Origin of the sequence: Algicola sagamiensis DSM 14643, from assembly GCF_000374485.1 — a bacterium.
Classification (GTDB): Bacteria; Pseudomonadota; Gammaproteobacteria; order Enterobacterales; family Alteromonadaceae; genus Algicola; species Algicola sagamiensis.
In genome coordinates this window covers 19,875-37,123 of record NZ_KB894511.1, presented here as the reverse complement: position 1 = coordinate 37,123, position 17,249 = coordinate 19,875, and the positions used below count along the sequence as shown (strand labels likewise).

The following is a 17,249-nucleotide window of genomic DNA, read 5'->3' as shown; positions in this document are numbered from 1 at the left end:
TCTTCGCGCACTTCATTGGTGATCTGGATCACCGTTTCTTGGCCTTCCACATTGAGATCGCAGCGCTCTTCCAAGATATCCGGCAAGCTCTCCAAGGCTTGAATAAACAGTTTCAGCGCTCTGGAGAATTCCAATGCCATCTCATGGATGGGCACGAGTTGGCGCTCGTCCTTCTCGAACTTCAGGCGCTCATTCTCCGATTGGAAATACTCTTTGCGGTCTTTGGGGCTGAGCTCATTCGGGTTGTATTCCACCTGATGTTGCTGCCCAGCAAAGACAGCCTCCGCGGCCTGCGCCAAATTGTATAAAGGGATCCCTTTTTCGGTCTTAGCGGATTTGAGGCCCGCTTGTACCAATCGCTTTCGGACGGTATCACGGTTCAACTCAAACGCCCGACCAAGCTGGGTCAGGTTCCAAAGAAAGTTGTCATCTGTCTGTGTGTCTTGGGGCATAACAAGGTGCCTATACGAGCGACTCGGCACCTGAACATGCCCGAGCCTTTGAATAATCAGGGTTGAGAAAAAAAGGACTGTGAAATGAAGTTGAAAACTTTCGGCACCCCAAAGGGGGTCAAACCCTTTGGGAATGCACCCTCGCGGTATGGGGTGCTGCCGATGCGTTGAAATCCAAAAAATGTTTCTTTACCGCGCGTATTATAACCCGCTCGGTGTTTCTAAATTGGTCAGGGTCCCTCCTGACAATACAAGCTATCTGATAGTATCCCAATCTTTATAATCTGAACGCTCTTGGGGAGGAATGTAATCTGGAGCTAGCGTTGGTATTGCTTCAAAGATTTCACTTTTAGATGTGACTTTAAATATTTTCGAATGAACTGCAACCAATTGGGGACCAATGAAGTACATTTCTTCAAGCCTGCTAGTGATTAAAATATGGTATTCTTTTCCCGCCTCAAAGTTTTGTTCAATTACTCTATCATCGTCTAAATCAAATGATTCATGAGCGACTCTATGCATCCCAGCATGAAGAATAAAAGTTGAAGAACCTCTCCCGTCAACATTGTCTTGGCGGCATCTGTCTATAGATATTTTCTCACTAAGTATATGAGCATTATATATTGTTACTTTCGCTCCATCTTCAGCATTTGCTACTTGCTGTATTGCACAATATTTACTGTTCGTCGCACATCCACTGACCAAAACAACAAATAATACTAGGAATAATCGAGAGAAGTACTGCATCACATCTACCACCTGAACAAAAAACAACCGAAGCATTATACATACCAACGGTTATTTTTCAACCAACGCTTTATCCAACTCTCCAACCATCTGATCATCCAACTGATTCGTTGTTTTCTTCGCCAAGTGTTTCAGGATCAGCAGACTGACCCTGACCAAGAACTTCTCTGTGAATAGCTTGCTGATGATGATTTTTAGCATTGCATTCATGATTTCTTTTCCCGCTCCCGTTCCAGCTTAAAGCGCTTGTGTTGATAGAACCAATTCACCCCACAGGTGATGGCACCAAACAAAATACCAAACACAATGGCCCATTCGTTCAAGTTCAGACCACCAATGACAACAACTGCGGCGTTTGTGGTATATGCGACAGATGTTGTCGTTGTGTTCATTGGCTCTGCCATTCTCCGGTTCTCATCTGTTCGGAAAGTTCTAACGCGCGGTTCCCTACTTGTGTTGCCCATCGACTATCTAACATCTCCTTGGCTGCTTTTTCGAAGAACCCATCTTCAAGGGCTGCAAACATTTTCTTGAATCCTTTTAGGCGAGGTACGCCCAGGTTATATGCCATGTTGATCAGCACTGCGGCACGAGCATCATTGAGGCGGGTATAATTGAAGTGGCGTTTCAGCTCTAATTGGATCACTTCTAAATCTTTTCGAAGCCAAACCTCAGCCTCTTCTGGTGTGATCGGATTAGCTTCGAGATTTCGTCCATATCCAATGGTTGGTTTACCTGCGGTGCATAAATACACATCAGGACGAAACGCTTCGTGTCTTTTGAGTTGTTCGATTAGCATTGTTGGGGTTCCAGAAATGAAAAAGCCACCCGGATGGATGGCTCTCGATGATGGTTGATCGTGAAATTTAGTTCGCTCTTCGGTAGTTGGTTAGCCCAACCCCGACACCAATACTAGCAAAGCAGAATGCTTCAAATACTTCTGAATAATCAAAAAATATCGCTGAAACACCCGTGACTACTAAGACAATTGATGTCACCAAATAGTATTTTTTTGGTATTAAAAACTTGCAGACTGCTATCTGCAATATCATAGATATAGCAACCCAGTAATAAAAAGGTTCCATCAGCCTAAACCCTATTATCTTATTCGTATTCCGTTCGTTGAACCGAGATGGTTTTTGTTGTTCGCTGAGGGCCAATTCCACCACTTATAAATGCATCTAAAGTAATGTGTACATCCCCGGCATGGCTTCTTGGCAGGTTGTTCAGAATTACTTTTTTCGTTAAAGCTCCTGCACCCACTCCCGCGACAAAATTGGCTCCAAAAGGTAAAGGAGCCTTAGAAACAGCTCCTGTAACCGCTGAGCCAGCCCCAAAAGCGACTTGATATCTTTTATGATTCAGATCGTCCGCTTTCTCAGCTGTCAGAGGTTCAAGAATAACAATATTCATTCTGCACTGTCGCCCACCTGCAAGCATATCACGATACAACTGCTGAGCGTTTTCGGTTGCTATTCGGTTGATTTTTTTGTTTGTACTAAAGAGGGTTTTATGAATGATGTCATGCTTTCCTGCTTCAATAACTAACGGAAATAGCTTCCCGTTGATTTTTCCATTTGTGATCGGAATCGCTTTTTGCATAAAAATTAAATTCTCCCTGTGTAAGCTATTTGGTTTAGCTTTGCTCTCCAAGAATCAACATAGGCACAACAACCCTATGTTTTTAGGTGCATTATTATAACAAAAATCCCCAAGATAAAAACAAAAAGCCTCCCGGATTGAGGTGGCTAAGGTACTATGGCAAAAAATGGTGTACTCGCTTTGCTCAAAGCTCCTGCGAGCATAGTGAAATCTTATCTATTTTCTGGAGTAAAAACCGGAAAGAAGTTTCCTATCTCAAAATTTATCCATACGTTTAGGGGATTCAGCTCGCAACCATTCTCAATTATATTTTTCTTTTTAACAGGGAACACAAGGAGAGTCTTTTGAGTATATCCCGCCAGAAAACCTTTTCTGATAAAAGATGGATCACATCCCTCACAAGCAAAAACTTAGCTCAAGGAAACGCCATGTCTTATTTTAAAGATACGGTTGCAAACATTATTGGAAACAATAAATTACGCACCCCACAAATTGAAGCATATCTAAAAATTCATAGCCACTTTTCTACAACCCCTGATATTCCAGCTTTGGTAGTACTCCCTACAGGAACAGGAAAGTCTGGCTTGATTTCTATATCACCCTACGATGTTTCAAATGGGAGAGTTTTAATTATTACTCCTGGGCTTGTTACAAAACACAGCATTCTTAAAGCTCAAGAGGCAATTAAAGATAATTTTTGGGTCAATTTTGATGTCATTTTCAACCCCAGTGATCTACCAATCATCAGTGAATATAATCCTGAAATGCATGAAGATAGTCTTCGCTCAAGTCACTTTGTTATTGCCAATATACAAAAGCTAAGTAAATCAAGAAAGAATGGGCTATTAAATCGAGTTGAAAGCAACTTTTTTGATATGATCATTGTGGATGAAGCTCACCACGCTCCAGCTGATACATGGAAAGAAGCTCTTGAGTACTTCTCAAAAGCAAAGCAACTATTTGTCACTGGTACGCCTTATCGTGGCGATCAGCAAGAAATTCCTGGCCAAACAATTCATGAAACTTCTCTATCAGAAGTAATGAGAGATGGCTATGTTAAAGGACTAAGAAAAGAAACGGTTAATGCACATGACCTATATTTCACGATCCCAGATAAACCTGGAGAAAAACTCACTAAATCACAAGTCTTAACTCTCAAAGATAAGGAGTGGCTAGAGAAAAGCGTTGCCTTATCGGAAGAATGTTCTCTTGATGTTGTTTCCAAAACAATCGAAAAACTTCAGGAAATAAGAAAAGTATCTCCAAGAGTTCCTCATAAGATCCTTGCAGTCGGATGTAGTATTCAGCATGCAAACGACTTAATGAACTGGTACAAATCCAAAAATATGAATTCTGTGCTTATCCATAGCCAATTAGACCCAAAAGAAAAAGAGAAAGCATTTATAGACATCGAAAGCCATTCATGTGATGTTGTCATTTCTGTAAATATGTTGATGGAAGGGTATGATCATAAGTACCTCACTGTCCTAGGTATTTTCCGGCCATATAGAAGCTCAAATGCCTTTGCACAAGTTGTTGGACGAATTTTAAGAGCAATTCCAGAAAGTGAGATCACCGATCATCAAATAGATAATAATGGTGTCGTTATATATCACAAAGAAACTGGGTTGGATGATATGTGGATTGAGTTTCAAAATGAAGTCTCAAGAGCAAGCCACAAAGTAACATACGATATTTCAAACGACGAAACCCTAACCAAAGAGTACTCCCGAAAAGAGAACCTTTTGGCAGGTGTTAGCTCAAGTAGCTCTTATACAAGCGATCAAAGCTCTTACTTGGATGATATTGACTTTAACGATCTGTTCGAGAAGAAAAGAAAAGAAATAGAAGAAAAAGTAAATCATACCATTGAGCAGATACGCGCAGCTGGGAACATTGATGAAGATGTACTTGAAGATTTCAGGCGTCAAATGTCTGAAAAAGAAAGTAGAGGCGTTACAAAAGAGATTGATCAACAGCTGATTGAAAAAAGACCCGAAAAAGCTAGATCAGAAATGCGTAAGATACTTAAGAATAAAGCTGAAAGTTCTGTTGCTGATCTACTGGGTGACAATGACCTTAACGAAAAAGGAAATGAACTGGCCTCTATTTTCCGGCAACATATTCGAGGCTTGACTATCGACAGTCCAAATGATGCTACATTAGTTAGGTACATTAATGCTAAACTGTACGATAAATTTGGGCCTGTAAAAGAAAGGGATAACTTAAAGTTACAGCGTTCAATTGATGAAATATCCAATATAATCAATGAGCTAAGGAAGATGCTATCATGTTAATTAATGAAGAAATACAATCTCTGCTCGATAAGTTGACAGCAACTTATCTCACCAAGGGTGTCCAACCTTCAGAAATTTCTGACGCTATTTTCGAAAAAAGTTACCAAGCCATTGAAGTAAGTAAGCAAGAAGATCTGGTTTATTACGACATTAGTTTCTTGGAAGATGATGATGATGGTTTACCACCTGCCATCCATAAAATGAGATACATATACAATCTTGAACGGTATTTGCTACGTGTAGAGCAAAAAGTTGGAAGAAAGAAGTATGTTCAACAATGGGATAGAGAAGTTAGCATTAAAGAAATGATATGTTCTTTATCTAGCCTTCTACTTGAGTTAAACGATGAAGGTGCTGTTAATTGTTTTATTAAAACACTTCCTGATGACCTATACCAACAGGTATCTGCCAAAGTCATTACTTTAGCAGCATAAATTCTCAGACATGCGATACGGTAGTAAGTGCTGCCGTATCTAAAACTCAAACCAACACCAACTCAGCCCTCTGTAGCCAATACTCAAAAGTCCTCTTTTCCATCTGTGCAATCTTTGCAGCCATAACCCCTTTTAAATTCAAGATATACCGGACCCGGATCACGCGAATGCACTCAGGCCGTAACCTCTCAATTTGTTTATCAAGTTCCTTAATATGCTCAGGTACAATGATCATATCCGAATGGTGAGAATATAAATGCTTATCAATTTTGATGTGACAGCCTAGTTTGATTTGTTCAACCATACGGTCGAATGATGAGCGGTTACTGTACCCCGCTCCATATTCCTTACTTGCCCAATAACTTCCCCAGGTTTTCAATTCTCTACGCAGCTGCTTTATATTTCGCTTGGTCATCGCGCAATTCCTCCCAGGCTTGATCTAGTGGTACTTTGAAAATTTTCTCGACAATCGTTACAACATCATTAAATCCAGGTTCCCGCTCTTGAGACTCCCAGTTTCGAATTGTTCTCTCAGTCACACCGTAAACTTCAGCAACAAAAAGCTGGCTCATTCCGAGCCTTTTCCGGTAAAACCTCAACAACTCCCCAGCTCTCATACCCACTCCCGATAACACAACGGTAAATGTTGAAAAACCTCATTCTCCTTGGCCCACTCGACCAATACGCTCGGTGGTACATTTGCCCATGAGTTGTAATTTAAAAGTCCCTTGAGCCTTTCCCATGCCCACCTCTGCAAGTGCTCATCCGCTCTCTTATCAAACCAAGCCTTTGCCTCATCGACACTCAAATTTAAATTCGCATACGCCAGCAATGCTTCCCTTTCTCCTTTCTGATGCTGCAGCTGATGTACTTCATTGAGTAGTGGCATTCCTTTATAAATCGGCTTGTATCCTGTCCCTGAACTATCCGCCCGTCTAACATGCGCGTATACACATCTGCCGTCTGGCTGCGTGAAGTCTTGCTTTGCCGTGACCGCGCATTTCTGAGTCCGACACCATGCTTGATAGTCTGAATCTTTACCGATTGCGCGTAAGACATCCTGGGAGCGAAAGAACATCGACTGTTTGAGCTTCTTGGCGTATTCTCCATAAGCTCGAACACTGTCCTTGGCTTCTTCTTGGATCATTTGGTTTTGTTGGTATTTTTTTGCTGCATCAACGGTGAGCCGAGCAATTGCGCCTGGTGTTCCAGGTGCAGAAAACATCTCGAACGCTTTCATGGCAAACATTGGCTCAATAGTTACTTCTATTTTCAACGTGCCATCTTGAAGCGTTCTTAGCTTCCCGCTTGAGAACAGGACAGCGCATTCATCTTGGTCCATGTCTTGTTGTGTGTAACTGCTCATGTTTCCCCCATATAACAAATCTGACTTTCGACTACAGCATCAATTCTTTGTATCGACTATGCCAATAACAACGAGCATCACCTTTGAACATCCCGTCGCAACCTTTGGACTCAACTGGATTTTTATCACAGTATTCGCATTTCTTAACGCGTCCCCGGAGACGCTTCATTTCCTCGAAATCTTTTCGGATTAAGACCGTTATATACTCATCGAAAGTGTAAGGTTCGAGGCCACCACGAATATGCATCGCCTCTTTCACCATTTCGCGCTCCTTCTTTGAAACGTTACACTCTAAGCGTTCAACACCCATGCTTTTGTATTTCTCGCGCTGTCTTCGACTTCGTTCCGTACTGGTGAGTGGTTTAGTCATCGTTATTTCCCTTCCCCTCTCAATTCAAACCACAACACAAACAACAAGCAGCACACTGCATGGGCCAGATGATGCCGACCACTTTCTTTATCGAGTGTTTCCCCCTCTCGCCACTGGTTTACATGGCGTAGGCAGGCGTTAAAGTAACGTTGTTTTGGGTCTGTTATTTTCTGCCAGTTATCTGGGGCGTACTTCTTCGCGCCAAACATGAGCACCCGGATCACTTCATTCATTGATTTCACTGGGACGAGCCAATGATCTAACTTGTTTTGGTCTAACTTGGTTCCTGTTTTCATCGACTCACCTGCTGGATCAAAAACACAGCCACCGCAGCAACAAGCAAAAGTCGTAATACAAATATCTCAACCTTGTAGTTCCTTGTTGATCTTCTGAGTTGCATCAATGTGGCACAGTCTCGCTGTTCTTTTTCCTTGTTCATTCACACACACCCGCATACACACTGGAACAGGTAATGTATTCGTTGGTTGCTGCTATCAAATCAAACTGACGGGCCTTATCAGTCATGATCCAATCCGAATATGATTCAATCCCGAATTCCTTTGTTGTGATCTTCATGTTGTCGTACTCAGCACGGACAGGGTCTTTTGAGGCTGCAAAGAACGTTGAATTTCCACGCTTGGAGCAAGCAGATACAAGTTTCTCCCATTGAGCAACACGCTCTATTTCTTCTGGAAAACGATTGAATATTTCCCGTAATTCATCTTTTCTGGCATGAATACAGGGCATGCAACCCACGCGTGAGCAACCTTGTTGATATAGTGGATTTGGCTTGATACCGTGACGCTTCGCAATTTCGAACACTTCCGCAACTTTCCAATTCAGTATCGGGCGGTAAATATTCACATCGTCTTTCTCGTCCCAGTCCCACATTGGGAGTTTTGCACGCGCTGGGGATTCCTCCGCTCTGACTCCCTGCCAGCTCACCAATTCATGCTCTGGAAACTCATCAAGCAAAGGCTCAACAATCTGATGCTTGATCGGGTCATGCTTTAAATCAAACGTGCAAAACCTTGCTCGCGTGGATGGAAAACGGCCTTTCCACATACAGAGGTCTAAAAAAGGGACTCCTGTTGGATGAAGTGTGGTTAAGGCGCGAGAAACCACCTCCATCGCTTCAGCTTCGGTCATTGGCTTCCTTGCTGGGAGCCACATCCAATCACCGACGATTTTTCCGGAAAGAAAACGCGTATCATCTTGCAATAGCTCTGGTGTCGTTTGTGTGGTTTTACGAAGCGCTTTCCATTTTCCTGGCGTTTCTGCCATCAACTTTCGAGGCCAATGCTCTTTGATATACTTCCGTTTGCCTTCAATCTGTCTTGAGAAATCCGCTTTTACCCGTTGAACTGGGCCAAGCCTCTTTTCCAGATACTCAATATACTCATAGGTCTGCGGGTGCTCATGGCCCGTATCTGCAAAAACTACATGCATATTGGGAACTTCGTTCTCGATGGCCAGCAACCACATCGCGAGTGAGTCTTTCCCACCGCTAATTGAAATCACGTTTTGTGCATCGAAGCACTCTGATTGGATCACCGACATTTCCGTGCCTCCCACCAGACTTGAATGGACATCCGAGCAATGTCATACAACTTCAGCTCAGCTTCCAAAAACAGAACAACCCCCGCATAGATAACCGCCATAAGCTTGAAATGTTCCCACGTGAACTGTGATGAGATGATAAAAACCATCGTCAAAACAAATAGTGATTTACGATAGCGACTTTGAAATCTTCTCATTTCTTGAACAACCTTGGTTTGCTGACTCAAGGCGTCCCGGTTGAGCTCATTCTCCATCCTGCTTACCTCATAATCCAATCTGAGTTTTCCTATGTAATTTTTATCAATCATCTCACCAACTCCACTCGATATTCCCAAAGGTAACGATACGGAATACGCCTCCGCTTGTAGCACGTGTATTTTCCAGTTCTTTTTAAATCCCTAAACCGTGCGCTAATTGCGGTCTCCATATCCCTGACTTTGAACTCTTCATAAATTCGCCACTTGGCTTCTTCCAGGGTGTAATACCCGCCCTGTAATGCATGAGCCACACGGTCTTTCTGCTTGCTCAACTTTTGGATCATGGCCGTACTCCTTCTCTCAACCTTCTTAACTTGCTTTGATTGATTTCCCACTTCGCTCGTCTGAAATTCTTTAACCCAACATCTTTCGCTACAGGCATGTAGGTTGCTTTCTCAGGCAACGCCAATGGGATTTCCTTGCTCAAATCCTCCCCAGTGAATACTCGACGACATGCAATCTGATAGTTGCGTTGAAACATCGCGTAAGAGTCCTTTTCAGCCTTGGCCCTCAGTACATGCGTTGTGGTCTCTCGTGAGGCAACAAACACCGCTGGATGGCTCCATTCCTTCTGCTCAAACTCCGTTGCATTTCTCAGCGCTTCAAAATACGCTTCACGCTCGTCCGGTAATCCAAAATCTGACGGCTCAGGCTGACACCACTTGATGAACTGTCCGACGCTTGGAATGTGTGGTGAGCCTGATGCCCTGGCCTTACTTAATCCCCTTTGGACTTGCTGCATCGAGTGGATGCGGTTTTCAATGAATGCCTTGGCCCAGGTGCGTTTCGCTTGGTTCTGCGACTGGTCATCAGGAAAAGCCCATTTCCAAGCTGGAAAAATCGATCTGAGCTCAGCAAACAACGTATTGACCACCTCTGCTGATTGCTCAGACACGCTTGCAGTTTGCTCTGCTCTTGCAACGGCATGGTGAGCATTCGCTTGTCCGGTCCGTTCGAACTTCATGCCCTGTGCAATGTTTTGAATGGATTCCATGCGAGTCTCCTAGTATCCGAGGTCGTGCCGCCAGCCTGTGTAATTGTCATCCTGCACAGGTTGGTTCAAAGGTTGTGGGTTAACTCTTGGTTGCGGTGTGGGCGTTAACCACATTCGCTCCCGAATGAATTTTGTGATCCCGTAGACAAAACATCCGCCCGCATCGGTTCCCCAGTCTGGGTCGGTTTGTGCTGCAAGGCTTAACCAGTCCAACGCCGATTGAGCGTCTTGCTCAGTGAGATTTTCAGATTTCCAAACCTTCCAGGCGGTTGCGTCTGTTCCACCCTTGCGGTGTTTTGGGTAGGCAGCAAACATGGCCTTGAACGCATCAGGTTTGGTTTGTCGCTTTTTGGGTTTTTCAGGTTCGGGCTCAGGATCTTTGGGCTTAGGGACAGATATTTGATCTGTATGATCGTGTATGTTCGAGTATGTTACTGGATATGGGAATTTCCCCAATTCCAAGGGAATGGGAATTTCCTCATATCCATTTGTGACTTTTCCCACTTCCAAGGATTTGGGGCTATTACCATTTCCATTTGTGACTTTTCCCATATCGGATTCGGGACTTTTCCCATTTCCAGTAATATCAGGGCTTAGAGCATAAATCGCTTGTTCAATTGCTTCATAGAGAACACGGTAATGCTTCGTTGGGGTTCCATTCGCTTTGCGCGTTTTACTTTCAACGAATCCAAGCTCTACCAGTTGATCAATTGCATATCGTGCAGAGTTTTGAGACATACAGCATTCTTCGGCAAGCTCAGCATGGGTTTTATAAAACCAACCGTCGGGACGTTTCGTTTTACTCTGCCAAAACATCAGCTGATCTAATACAAACCCCCTGGCATGTGAGCCAGTAATTTTAATGATAACTCTGTGTATTGAGAGGCGGTTTTTCTGCCCTGCAAATTCTTGGAGTAAAGTGCTCATTTCTTTCACCTTTGTTCTTGTTTTTAAACGATGAGATACGATGCCAAATAGTGAGCTATCCGGGTTCCTCAGGCAGTGGGTAGATGTCGGGGCGGAGTTCGTGGCGGGATACTTCACGATTAGTGAACCGCTCAATTTTTAGGACATCCTCAGCGGGTATCCTTCTGTGTCCATTGAGATAGCTCCTAACCGTAATCCTGCTTTTACCAAGCTTTTTTGCAAGAGCCGACTTTTTCATGTTCGGTTCATCTTGACTTGAAAACCATCTTTGTAGTTTCATGATACGTATTATAGTTTATCAATACTCATGGTATCAATATACATCAAGGGAAGAATTATACAATATGGAGTAATATAAAAAATTGATGTATATTGAATCAAAGCGATGCAATCCGTATCATATGGAGAATAAATACGTGAGTTTTGGGGCTGAATTAGAAATGCTAAATAGACCTGTTTGGGTAGAGCGGGCTAGTGAGCTTATGAAAGAGCAAAAAGTTTCAAGGGATGATTTAACAGATGCACTAGAAGTAAAAACAGTAGGCGCAGTAGGTCATTACTTTACTGGTCGAAGAGATCTGTCTCTTGCTCAGGCTCAAAATTTATCAAATAAGTTAAATACAAGTGTCGCTTATCTTTTAGGCGAGACAGATAACCCCAAATTTGTTAGCGATACTACAGCTATCCAAGCGGGGCCATTAATGCAGGCTTTCCAACTTCTTTGTAGTTCAAAAGGTTATGATGATAAAACTACTCAGATTATTTACGATGTTATTGAAGATATAACCCCAGAAAACATTGTTAAAGTTCACAATATTATCGCAAGAGCAGAAAGATCTGGAAATGTTGGGGCCGCACTAATCGATTTGGAATCAATTAGGAATAAGTTGTGATTGGTAAGAATTCATAAATTTATCGGGGAGGATGGAAGCTGTACTAATCATAACATTTGATTACCTACCTCCTCCTTGCCCCAGAGCAATCCAAAGTTTACTTTAGCCTGCACCATTCAAATAAATGACATTATCACTAGATTGAGTATCTTCCTTTGAGTTATTGGGAGTTATATCCTTATGCTCTATAGTCTTTTTTCCAAGTGCTAACAGGTCACGATCAATAAAGTGAATTAACTTTGATTTCTCTACAAGACCATCAGCTTTTTCTGCTTTGACTCTTCTCAGCACTATTTCACTAAACTCTCTCTCCTTTTCAATAGCTAACCTATTTATGGAGATAAAGTATGATTTCGCAGCAACACACAGAGCTAATAAAAAGCAAACTAAGATCAATAAGGCTACTGTTGTTTCCATTTCAACACCTTAATTTTATTTACAAAAAACAACATCAAAGGAGAAATGAGTAGAATGAGCTGCATAATATTCATTGCCAAAGAAAAAGATGAAAAAAAGCTCTTCATTCCAACATTCCCTTTAATGACATAGTCATAGTGCATTACAAGATCGACAAATATTGTCAAGACGCAAGTTATGATAAGTACAAAGCAAATCATTAAATCTTCCTTTGATTCATTCCGCTTCAAAACGAAAAATGTTGCGAAACAAAAGATAAGAGCGATTATTGCATCATAAAGAAACCATACTTGCTTGGCATAGCTTAGTGAAAGGATGATAGGACCAATAACTGTTCCCAGCCCTGCGAGTGTTAACGATACGACACTAAGCCAGAAAAAACTTCTATTTACCTTGAAATACAATAAACATAAAAATATGTATAAATACACGTAAGTTAAATTACTCACTGATTACTCCCCTTAAGGTATATTTCCGTTTGCACCTCCAGCTATATCGCTTTTCTGATGCAGTGCCTGACTTGCGACATTTACTTTGAAATCAAAATGAGAGTTACCTCCTTGCGTAAGTAAAAGATCATCTTCTTTTAATTCTTGTATTTGGCGTGTTGATTCAACTTTCTTTTTTTCCATGATTTGAGTCCTCTAATCATGATACTTGTCGTATCTAGGTTGGGTAATTAACCATATATACTCTGTATCAAAAAACAATCGCAAAAAAGAATGCTTTAAAGCTAAAAATCAAAACTAAAGAATTATTTTCACTCTTTACTCATTCTAAAACCCCTCCCAAAACATTAATACAAAAATAAGCCATATGATACCAAAAATATTTTTGTATTATTCTTCTTGACAATTAATGATAAAAAAACAATCATTGTGATACTTGATGTATCATTTATACAAAACATATCTTTGACCTTGGCAGATTGAGCAGTACTGCCTCTTTAGAAGGATTAGGTAAATGCACAACGATTTATGCACTCAAACCTTTGCACATGGCAATAGCAAGCTCACTGCAACGTTCTGGTTCACAAATGATGAAATCGAAATGCACGACGTTTTATTTGAGAACGGTGTTTCCATTTCTGAGTGCGAATTGTTAGGCCCTCTTACAGACGAAATTCTAGAAAGCGCATACAACATCATCACCGAGCGAAAAGAGCAGTATCGCAGCGGTCAACTAAGACACGGAGCATAAGACCATGCAACACCACAACGTCGAAATCTCAAACCTCAAAACTAACCCTCAGTTCCAAACGGTTCTGAGGGAATACACAGAAATCGCAGCGAACTCGGGCATTGTTCAACTGCTAAATGTCTGTGCAGAAACCGGGGTTATCACTGTTTTCATTCAAGACACCCTTGTTTGTCCTCACGGAAACATGTTCCCCAAGGTTAATGAATACACCTTCTGCATGGATGACCCGGATGTCATGGAGAAGCTGATCACCGATATGCACCGGCTGATGAGTGCATGTAATGAAGATGACTTTGTTTCTGTTTACTTACACTGAGGATTGAGCGATGCACATTCAAACCCACAACGACTACATCGAAAAAATTAAGTCCACTCATGATTGCACAGAGATGTCAGAAGATAGCCTTTGGCACTTCGAGCGCAGTTTAGGCATTGGTGGCAGTGATGTCGGGGCAATTCTTGGGGTGAATAAATACAAGACCCCTTACCAAGTTTGGCTAGAAAAAACAGGCCGCGCAGAGCCAGAAGACCTCTCAGACAATGAGCGCGTTCACTTTGGAAACGTGTTGGAAGATACGGTTGCACAAGAATATTCGCGTCGAACTGGGTGTAAGGTTCAACGTCGAAACAAGCCCTTTATTCATGCAGAAATGCCCTGGCTACGTGCCAACCTCGACCGTGTAGTCGTCGGTGAAAAGAAAGTGTTGGAATGTAAAACGGCTGGCGCATTTGCCATGGCAGATTGGGGCGAAGCGGGTACGGATGAAGTCCCAGAGTCTTACCTTCTTCAAGTGACGCACTATATGTACGTCTTAGGCTGGAACAAAGCAGATTTAGCGGTGTTGGTTGGTGGGAATGAGTTTCGGATCTACTGCTTTGATTTGGACGAAGAGTTAGCGGACTTTATTCAACAAAAGCTGCAGTCATTTTGGTTTGATCATGTGATTGCGGATGTGCCGCCAGAAGCACAGAACAATACAGACCTTGAAACGTTTTATAAAGCTGAAGATGGGCTTTCCACGGTAGCGCCTCCAGAGATCATCGAAAAGTTTAAACGCTTACGAATGATCAAAGATCAAATTAAAGCCCTTGAAACTGAGGCTTACGGGCCATCTGTCGGCGGTAAACCAATTGGTGGATTGGACTTTGAGATCAAGAACTTCATGGGCAAAAGCACCGAGCTGCTCATCGATGATGAAGGAAAAAGAATGTGCTCATGGAAAAAACAAAAATTCAATCATTTTGATACCGCTCAGTTTAAGAAGTACCACCCTGAACTTGCTAACCAATTCATCAAACCAACCGAAATTAGAGTCTTTCGGGCTTAAGGAATATGACGATGAACCAGTTATCTACCACTGACAATCTTTCGAATACAACTGACTTCTTGCTTGACCCTTCGGTAATGCAACAAATGATCAGTGTCGCGAAATTGATGTCTCAAAGCCGGGTTACAGTTCCAAAACATTTGCAGGGAGCAGAGGCTGATTGTTTAGCTGTTGTGATGCAGGCTGCTCAATGGCGGATGAATCCTTTTGCTGTTGCTCAGAAGACTCATTTTGTGAATGGGCAATTGGGATATGAAGCGCAACTTGTGAATGCCGTCATTGCATCATCACGTGCAATTGTTGGACGGTTTAAATACGAGTATGAGGGAGATTGGCCTAAGGGAGCAGGTGAAATCAATTGGGAGAAGTTTCCAGACGCAAGCGTAAGAGTAGGTGCAGTACTTCAAGGTGAAGATGGTATCACCTGGGGGGAATGGCTCCACCCCGCATCAGTGAAAGTCAAAAATAGCCCTCTTTGGAAGACCGCGCCCAAGCAACAAAGTGCTTACTTGGCGGTTAAATACTGGTCTCGTCTCTACTGCCCAGATGTCATCCTAGGTGTATACACCGTCGATGAATTCGAAGATACACCAAAACCTAAAGAACGAGATGTCACACCGAGCGAGCCACCAGAGAAAAAACAGAAACGCTCATCTCAGCTTATGCAAAAACTAAAAAGCAGTGATGAGGATATTGTTGAGGTCATCGACCACAACCTGAGTTCGGTACTGGACCAAATCAATGCGGCAGAGAGTAAAGAAGCGCTTTCGCAAGTCGCTCACCTTGCCGCTGAGTTATCCCAAGAACAACAAATCGAAGCCCGCAGCGCTTATAAAGCTCGCCTTGCTGCATTGAATGAAAAAGAAGTGATTGAGTAGAAGTGCGCTTTGGCAGGGAATTCCCCTCCCTGCCCTTTTTTAAATTTGAAGGATTAGAACAATGAATACTAAAGACTCGTACACAACTGAAATTTCAATCGAAGAACTCGGATTCATCATCCAAATTTTTGGTAAAGGTGCCGGAGTTAAAGTTCAAGGGTTACATATTACTGCTGATGATGCCTCTATATTCAAGCTTTCTGTTACCTCTGATACACCATTTCCAAATTTAAAAGAGATGTTCCAAATCGAAGAAGTTGAGCAACGAGAGCGTTACATGGCTGAAGAAGAGACGCTTGAAAGACTCACTGAATTCACAATGAATACGACTCCACAGACCATCAACTAATCGACTCAAACCCTACGCATTCGAAGGATAAGAATAATGGATAAAAAAGACTTTTACATTGCTGAGGTTTCGCAAGAAGAACTGTGGCTCATTATCGAGCTCTTTTTTAAAGGCTTAGGTGTCTTGGCTGAGGGAATGAAAATTGAGCAAGATAATGCTGACATATTCAAGCTTTTCGTTGGCTCAAAGCAACCACTTCCTATTTTAAAGGAAGTATTCAAGGACCAACTAGCTGCGCAACCCAAACCTATTACACATGACGAAGAACACATTAAGAAGTGTGTCCTTGAAGCGATGCGAAAAAAGCCACAGTTCATGAACTGATAAGGGAAGAACAATGGAAGCACTCAAATTAGAAAGCAAAGCACAGCCCTTCCCCGACGAAACACCAGAAGAGCGGGAAGAATTTGAACGGCTGATGCGTAATCAGCTCAACAACAAAAAGCAGTTAATCGAGTTCAACCTCAAGAACTGCATCGGTGAACGAGTTGCACTGTATGGAGGAGGGGTGGAGTTTGTCACGCTCCATTCTGACGCCTGGAGAAACGAGCAAGGCCAGAATGTGATCCGTGTGTCCGGTCACAAAGAGCCAGTTTTCCTCAACCGTATTCGTACTTTGGATAAGATTTTGGTGGGGGAGTCATGAGCCGCACAACCGGAAAAACTCAACCCAGAGAGTTCTACCCGACACCAGAAGACACAGTCAAGGCGTTACTCAAAGAGCTCACATTCAAGGAGGGAGATACCTTCCTTGAACCCTGCAAAGGTGATGGTGCGATTTATGATCAAATTCCTTTGCCCGGTCACCAAAAGCGTTGGGCAGAAATTCACGAAGGCGTGGATTATCTCAACACACCATTTGAGAAAGCAGACGTGATCATTACGAATCCACCTTTCTCACTGGCGAAAGAGTTCCTTTGGAAATCGAAGAGTGAATTGGCCTACGGTGGCACGATGATTTACTTGCTCAAGCTGGATTACCTCGGCACAAAACAACGTGTTTCATTCTGGGAAGAATTCGGAGTGCCACAAAAGCTAAAAGTGATCACACCAAGACCAAGGTTCGTCACTATCAACGGCAGAAGTAACGATTCATGCGAATACGCGTGGTACGTCTGGGACTATGGCAATCGCCTTGCTGAATGTCCTTTCATTTCACATTTACGTGCGGCTTGAGG

At 42.6% G+C, this 17,249-nt stretch carries 31 protein-coding genes; 11 read left to right on the top strand and 20 right to left on the bottom strand.

Features of this window, described 5'->3' with window-relative positions; translation table 11 throughout:
* From C505_RS0119665 to C505_RS0119640, 6 genes are all read right to left on the bottom strand, one after another.
* Positions 1-452: DUF1441 family protein (locus C505_RS0119665; protein ID WP_018694358.1), on the bottom strand; the 452-nt coding region annotated here is incomplete at its 3' end.
* Positions 453-707: 255 nt separating this feature from the next.
* Positions 708-1,202, bottom strand: a complete 495-nt coding sequence (locus tag C505_RS0119660) for a hypothetical protein (protein ID WP_157369225.1) — start codon at positions 1,200-1,202, stop codon at positions 708-710.
* A gap of 48 nt (positions 1,203-1,250) precedes the next feature.
* Positions 1,251-1,409 carry a hypothetical protein gene (locus C505_RS24610; RefSeq protein ID WP_018694356.1) on the bottom strand — a complete coding sequence of 53 codons (159 nt, stop codon included), beginning with the start codon at positions 1,407-1,409 and terminating at the stop codon, positions 1,251-1,253.
* Complete coding sequence (locus C505_RS0119650) at positions 1,406-1,603, bottom strand: HP1 family phage holin (protein ID WP_018694355.1); 198 nt, start codon at positions 1,601-1,603, stop codon at positions 1,406-1,408. Before C505_RS0119650 ends, C505_RS24610 begins: the two co-directional genes overlap by 4 nt.
* A complete protein-coding gene (locus C505_RS0119645; RefSeq protein WP_018694354.1) occupies positions 1,588-1,998 on the bottom strand; it encodes a glycoside hydrolase family protein in 411 nt (136 codons plus the stop codon). The genes C505_RS0119650 and C505_RS0119645 overlap by 16 nt, the downstream gene beginning before the upstream one ends.
* Before the next feature lie 305 nt (positions 1,999-2,303).
* A complete protein-coding gene (locus tag C505_RS0119640) occupies positions 2,304-2,801 on the bottom strand; it encodes a hypothetical protein (RefSeq protein ID WP_018694353.1) in 498 nt (165 codons plus the stop codon).
* A gap of 344 nt (positions 2,802-3,145) precedes the next feature.
* Between C505_RS0119640 and C505_RS0119630 the strand changes: the two genes are divergently transcribed.
* The gene (locus tag C505_RS0119630; protein ID WP_018694351.1) at positions 3,146-5,098 is read left to right on the top strand and encodes a DEAD/DEAH box helicase; all 1,953 of its coding nucleotides are present in this window, start codon (positions 3,146-3,148) and stop codon (positions 5,096-5,098) included.
* Positions 5,092-5,532, top strand: a complete 441-nt coding sequence (locus tag C505_RS23100) for a hypothetical protein (RefSeq protein WP_018694350.1) — start codon at positions 5,092-5,094, stop codon at positions 5,530-5,532. The genes C505_RS0119630 and C505_RS23100 overlap by 7 nt, the downstream gene beginning before the upstream one ends.
* Positions 5,533-5,578: 46 nt before the next feature.
* On the opposite strand, the gene C505_RS0119620 is transcribed toward C505_RS23100, so the two are convergent.
* Genes C505_RS0119620 through C505_RS0119565 form a run of 12 tightly spaced genes read right to left on the bottom strand, consistent with a single transcriptional unit; the run spans position 5,579 to position 11,244 of the window.
* Positions 5,579-5,947: a hypothetical protein gene (locus tag C505_RS0119620; protein WP_245556384.1), complete on the bottom strand. Its 369-nt coding sequence runs from the start codon at positions 5,945-5,947 to the stop codon at positions 5,579-5,581.
* Complete coding sequence (locus tag C505_RS0119615) at positions 5,916-6,149, bottom strand: helix-turn-helix transcriptional regulator (RefSeq protein WP_083938405.1); 234 nt, start codon at positions 6,147-6,149, stop codon at positions 5,916-5,918. Before C505_RS0119615 ends, C505_RS0119620 begins: the two co-directional genes overlap by 32 nt.
* Positions 6,146-6,898, bottom strand: a complete 753-nt coding sequence (locus C505_RS0119610; protein ID WP_018694347.1) for a hypothetical protein — start codon at positions 6,896-6,898, stop codon at positions 6,146-6,148. The genes C505_RS0119615 and C505_RS0119610 overlap by 4 nt, the downstream gene beginning before the upstream one ends.
* Positions 6,899-6,929: 31 nt before the next feature.
* Positions 6,930-7,268 (bottom strand): hypothetical protein, encoded by a 339-nt coding sequence (locus C505_RS0119605; RefSeq protein WP_018694346.1) that lies wholly within the window; start codon positions 7,266-7,268, stop codon positions 6,930-6,932.
* Positions 7,269-7,270: 2 nt separating this feature from the next.
* Positions 7,271-7,564 (bottom strand): dATP/dGTP diphosphohydrolase domain-containing protein, encoded by a 294-nt coding sequence (locus C505_RS23095; protein WP_018694345.1) that lies wholly within the window; start codon positions 7,562-7,564, stop codon positions 7,271-7,273.
* Positions 7,561-7,707 carry a hypothetical protein gene (locus tag C505_RS24605; RefSeq protein WP_018694344.1) on the bottom strand — a complete coding sequence of 49 codons (147 nt, stop codon included), beginning with the start codon at positions 7,705-7,707 and terminating at the stop codon, positions 7,561-7,563. Before C505_RS24605 ends, C505_RS23095 begins: the two co-directional genes overlap by 4 nt.
* A complete protein-coding gene (locus tag C505_RS0119590; RefSeq protein ID WP_018694343.1) occupies positions 7,704-8,828 on the bottom strand; it encodes a phosphoadenosine phosphosulfate reductase domain-containing protein in 1,125 nt (374 codons plus the stop codon). Before C505_RS0119590 ends, C505_RS24605 begins: the two co-directional genes overlap by 4 nt.
* Positions 8,819-9,136, bottom strand: coding sequence for a hypothetical protein (locus C505_RS0119585; protein ID WP_157369223.1), 318 nt, complete (start codon positions 9,134-9,136; stop codon positions 8,819-8,821). Before C505_RS0119585 ends, C505_RS0119590 begins: the two co-directional genes overlap by 10 nt.
* A complete protein-coding gene (locus C505_RS0119580; protein ID WP_018694341.1) occupies positions 9,133-9,369 on the bottom strand; it encodes a hypothetical protein in 237 nt (78 codons plus the stop codon). Before C505_RS0119580 ends, C505_RS0119585 begins: the two co-directional genes overlap by 4 nt.
* Entirely contained in the window at positions 9,366-10,079 is a 714-nt protein-coding gene (locus C505_RS23090) for a replication protein P (RefSeq protein ID WP_018694340.1), read from the bottom strand. The genes C505_RS0119580 and C505_RS23090 overlap by 4 nt, the downstream gene beginning before the upstream one ends.
* 9 nt (positions 10,080-10,088) lie before the next feature.
* Positions 10,089-11,006 carry a helix-turn-helix domain-containing protein gene (locus C505_RS23950; RefSeq protein WP_157369221.1) on the bottom strand — a complete coding sequence of 306 codons (918 nt, stop codon included), beginning with the start codon at positions 11,004-11,006 and terminating at the stop codon, positions 10,089-10,091.
* Between the two features lie 55 nt (positions 11,007-11,061).
* Positions 11,062-11,244 carry a transcriptional regulator gene (locus tag C505_RS0119565; RefSeq protein ID WP_026318104.1) on the bottom strand — a complete coding sequence of 61 codons (183 nt, stop codon included), beginning with the start codon at positions 11,242-11,244 and terminating at the stop codon, positions 11,062-11,064.
* 178 nt (positions 11,245-11,422) lie between these two features.
* Here C505_RS0119565 and C505_RS23080 point away from each other — a divergent pair, with 178 nt between their 5' ends.
* A complete protein-coding gene (locus C505_RS23080; protein WP_157369219.1) occupies positions 11,423-11,899 on the top strand; it encodes a helix-turn-helix domain-containing protein in 477 nt (158 codons plus the stop codon).
* A 102-nt stretch (positions 11,900-12,001) separates the two neighbouring features.
* Here the strand turns inward: C505_RS23080 and C505_RS0119555 are convergent, their stop codons facing one another.
* Both C505_RS0119555 and C505_RS24485 read right to left on the bottom strand, forming a co-directional pair.
* Positions 12,002-12,316: a hypothetical protein gene (locus C505_RS0119555; RefSeq protein ID WP_018694336.1), complete on the bottom strand. Its 315-nt coding sequence runs from the start codon at positions 12,314-12,316 to the stop codon at positions 12,002-12,004.
* Between the two features lie 461 nt (positions 12,317-12,777).
* Entirely contained in the window at positions 12,778-12,948 is a 171-nt protein-coding gene (locus C505_RS24485; RefSeq protein WP_018694334.1) for a hypothetical protein, read from the bottom strand.
* A gap of 331 nt (positions 12,949-13,279) precedes the next feature.
* Between C505_RS24485 and C505_RS0119540 the strand changes: the two genes are divergently transcribed.
* The 8 genes from C505_RS0119540 (at position 13,280) to C505_RS0119505 (ending at position 17,247) form a co-directional block, all read left to right on the top strand.
* Positions 13,280-13,516: a hypothetical protein gene (locus tag C505_RS0119540; RefSeq protein ID WP_018694333.1), complete on the top strand. Its 237-nt coding sequence runs from the start codon at positions 13,280-13,282 to the stop codon at positions 13,514-13,516.
* A gap of 4 nt (positions 13,517-13,520) precedes the next feature.
* A complete protein-coding gene (locus tag C505_RS0119535; protein ID WP_018694332.1) occupies positions 13,521-13,832 on the top strand; it encodes a hypothetical protein in 312 nt (103 codons plus the stop codon).
* A gap of 10 nt (positions 13,833-13,842) precedes the next feature.
* Positions 13,843-14,844 carry a YqaJ viral recombinase family nuclease gene (locus C505_RS23945; RefSeq protein WP_018694331.1) on the top strand — a complete coding sequence of 334 codons (1,002 nt, stop codon included), beginning with the start codon at positions 13,843-13,845 and terminating at the stop codon, positions 14,842-14,844.
* An 11-nt stretch (positions 14,845-14,855) separates the two neighbouring features.
* A complete protein-coding gene (locus tag C505_RS23070) occupies positions 14,856-15,722 on the top strand; it encodes a RecT family recombinase (RefSeq protein ID WP_051090626.1) in 867 nt (288 codons plus the stop codon).
* Positions 15,723-15,783: 61 nt separating this feature from the next.
* Complete coding sequence (locus C505_RS0119520; RefSeq protein WP_018694329.1) at positions 15,784-16,071, top strand: hypothetical protein; 288 nt, start codon at positions 15,784-15,786, stop codon at positions 16,069-16,071.
* Between the two features lie 36 nt (positions 16,072-16,107).
* The gene (locus C505_RS0119515) at positions 16,108-16,395 is read left to right on the top strand and encodes a hypothetical protein (protein ID WP_018694328.1); all 288 of its coding nucleotides are present in this window, start codon (positions 16,108-16,110) and stop codon (positions 16,393-16,395) included.
* Positions 16,396-16,408: 13 nt separating this feature from the next.
* On the top strand, positions 16,409-16,717 hold the full coding sequence (locus C505_RS0119510; protein ID WP_018694327.1) for a hypothetical protein: 309 nt from the start codon (positions 16,409-16,411) through the stop codon (positions 16,715-16,717).
* Positions 16,714-17,247 (top strand): class I SAM-dependent methyltransferase, encoded by a 534-nt coding sequence (locus C505_RS0119505; protein WP_018694326.1) that lies wholly within the window; start codon positions 16,714-16,716, stop codon positions 17,245-17,247. Before C505_RS0119510 ends, C505_RS0119505 begins: the two co-directional genes overlap by 4 nt.
* The last annotated feature ends 2 nt before the right edge of the window (positions 17,248-17,249 follow it).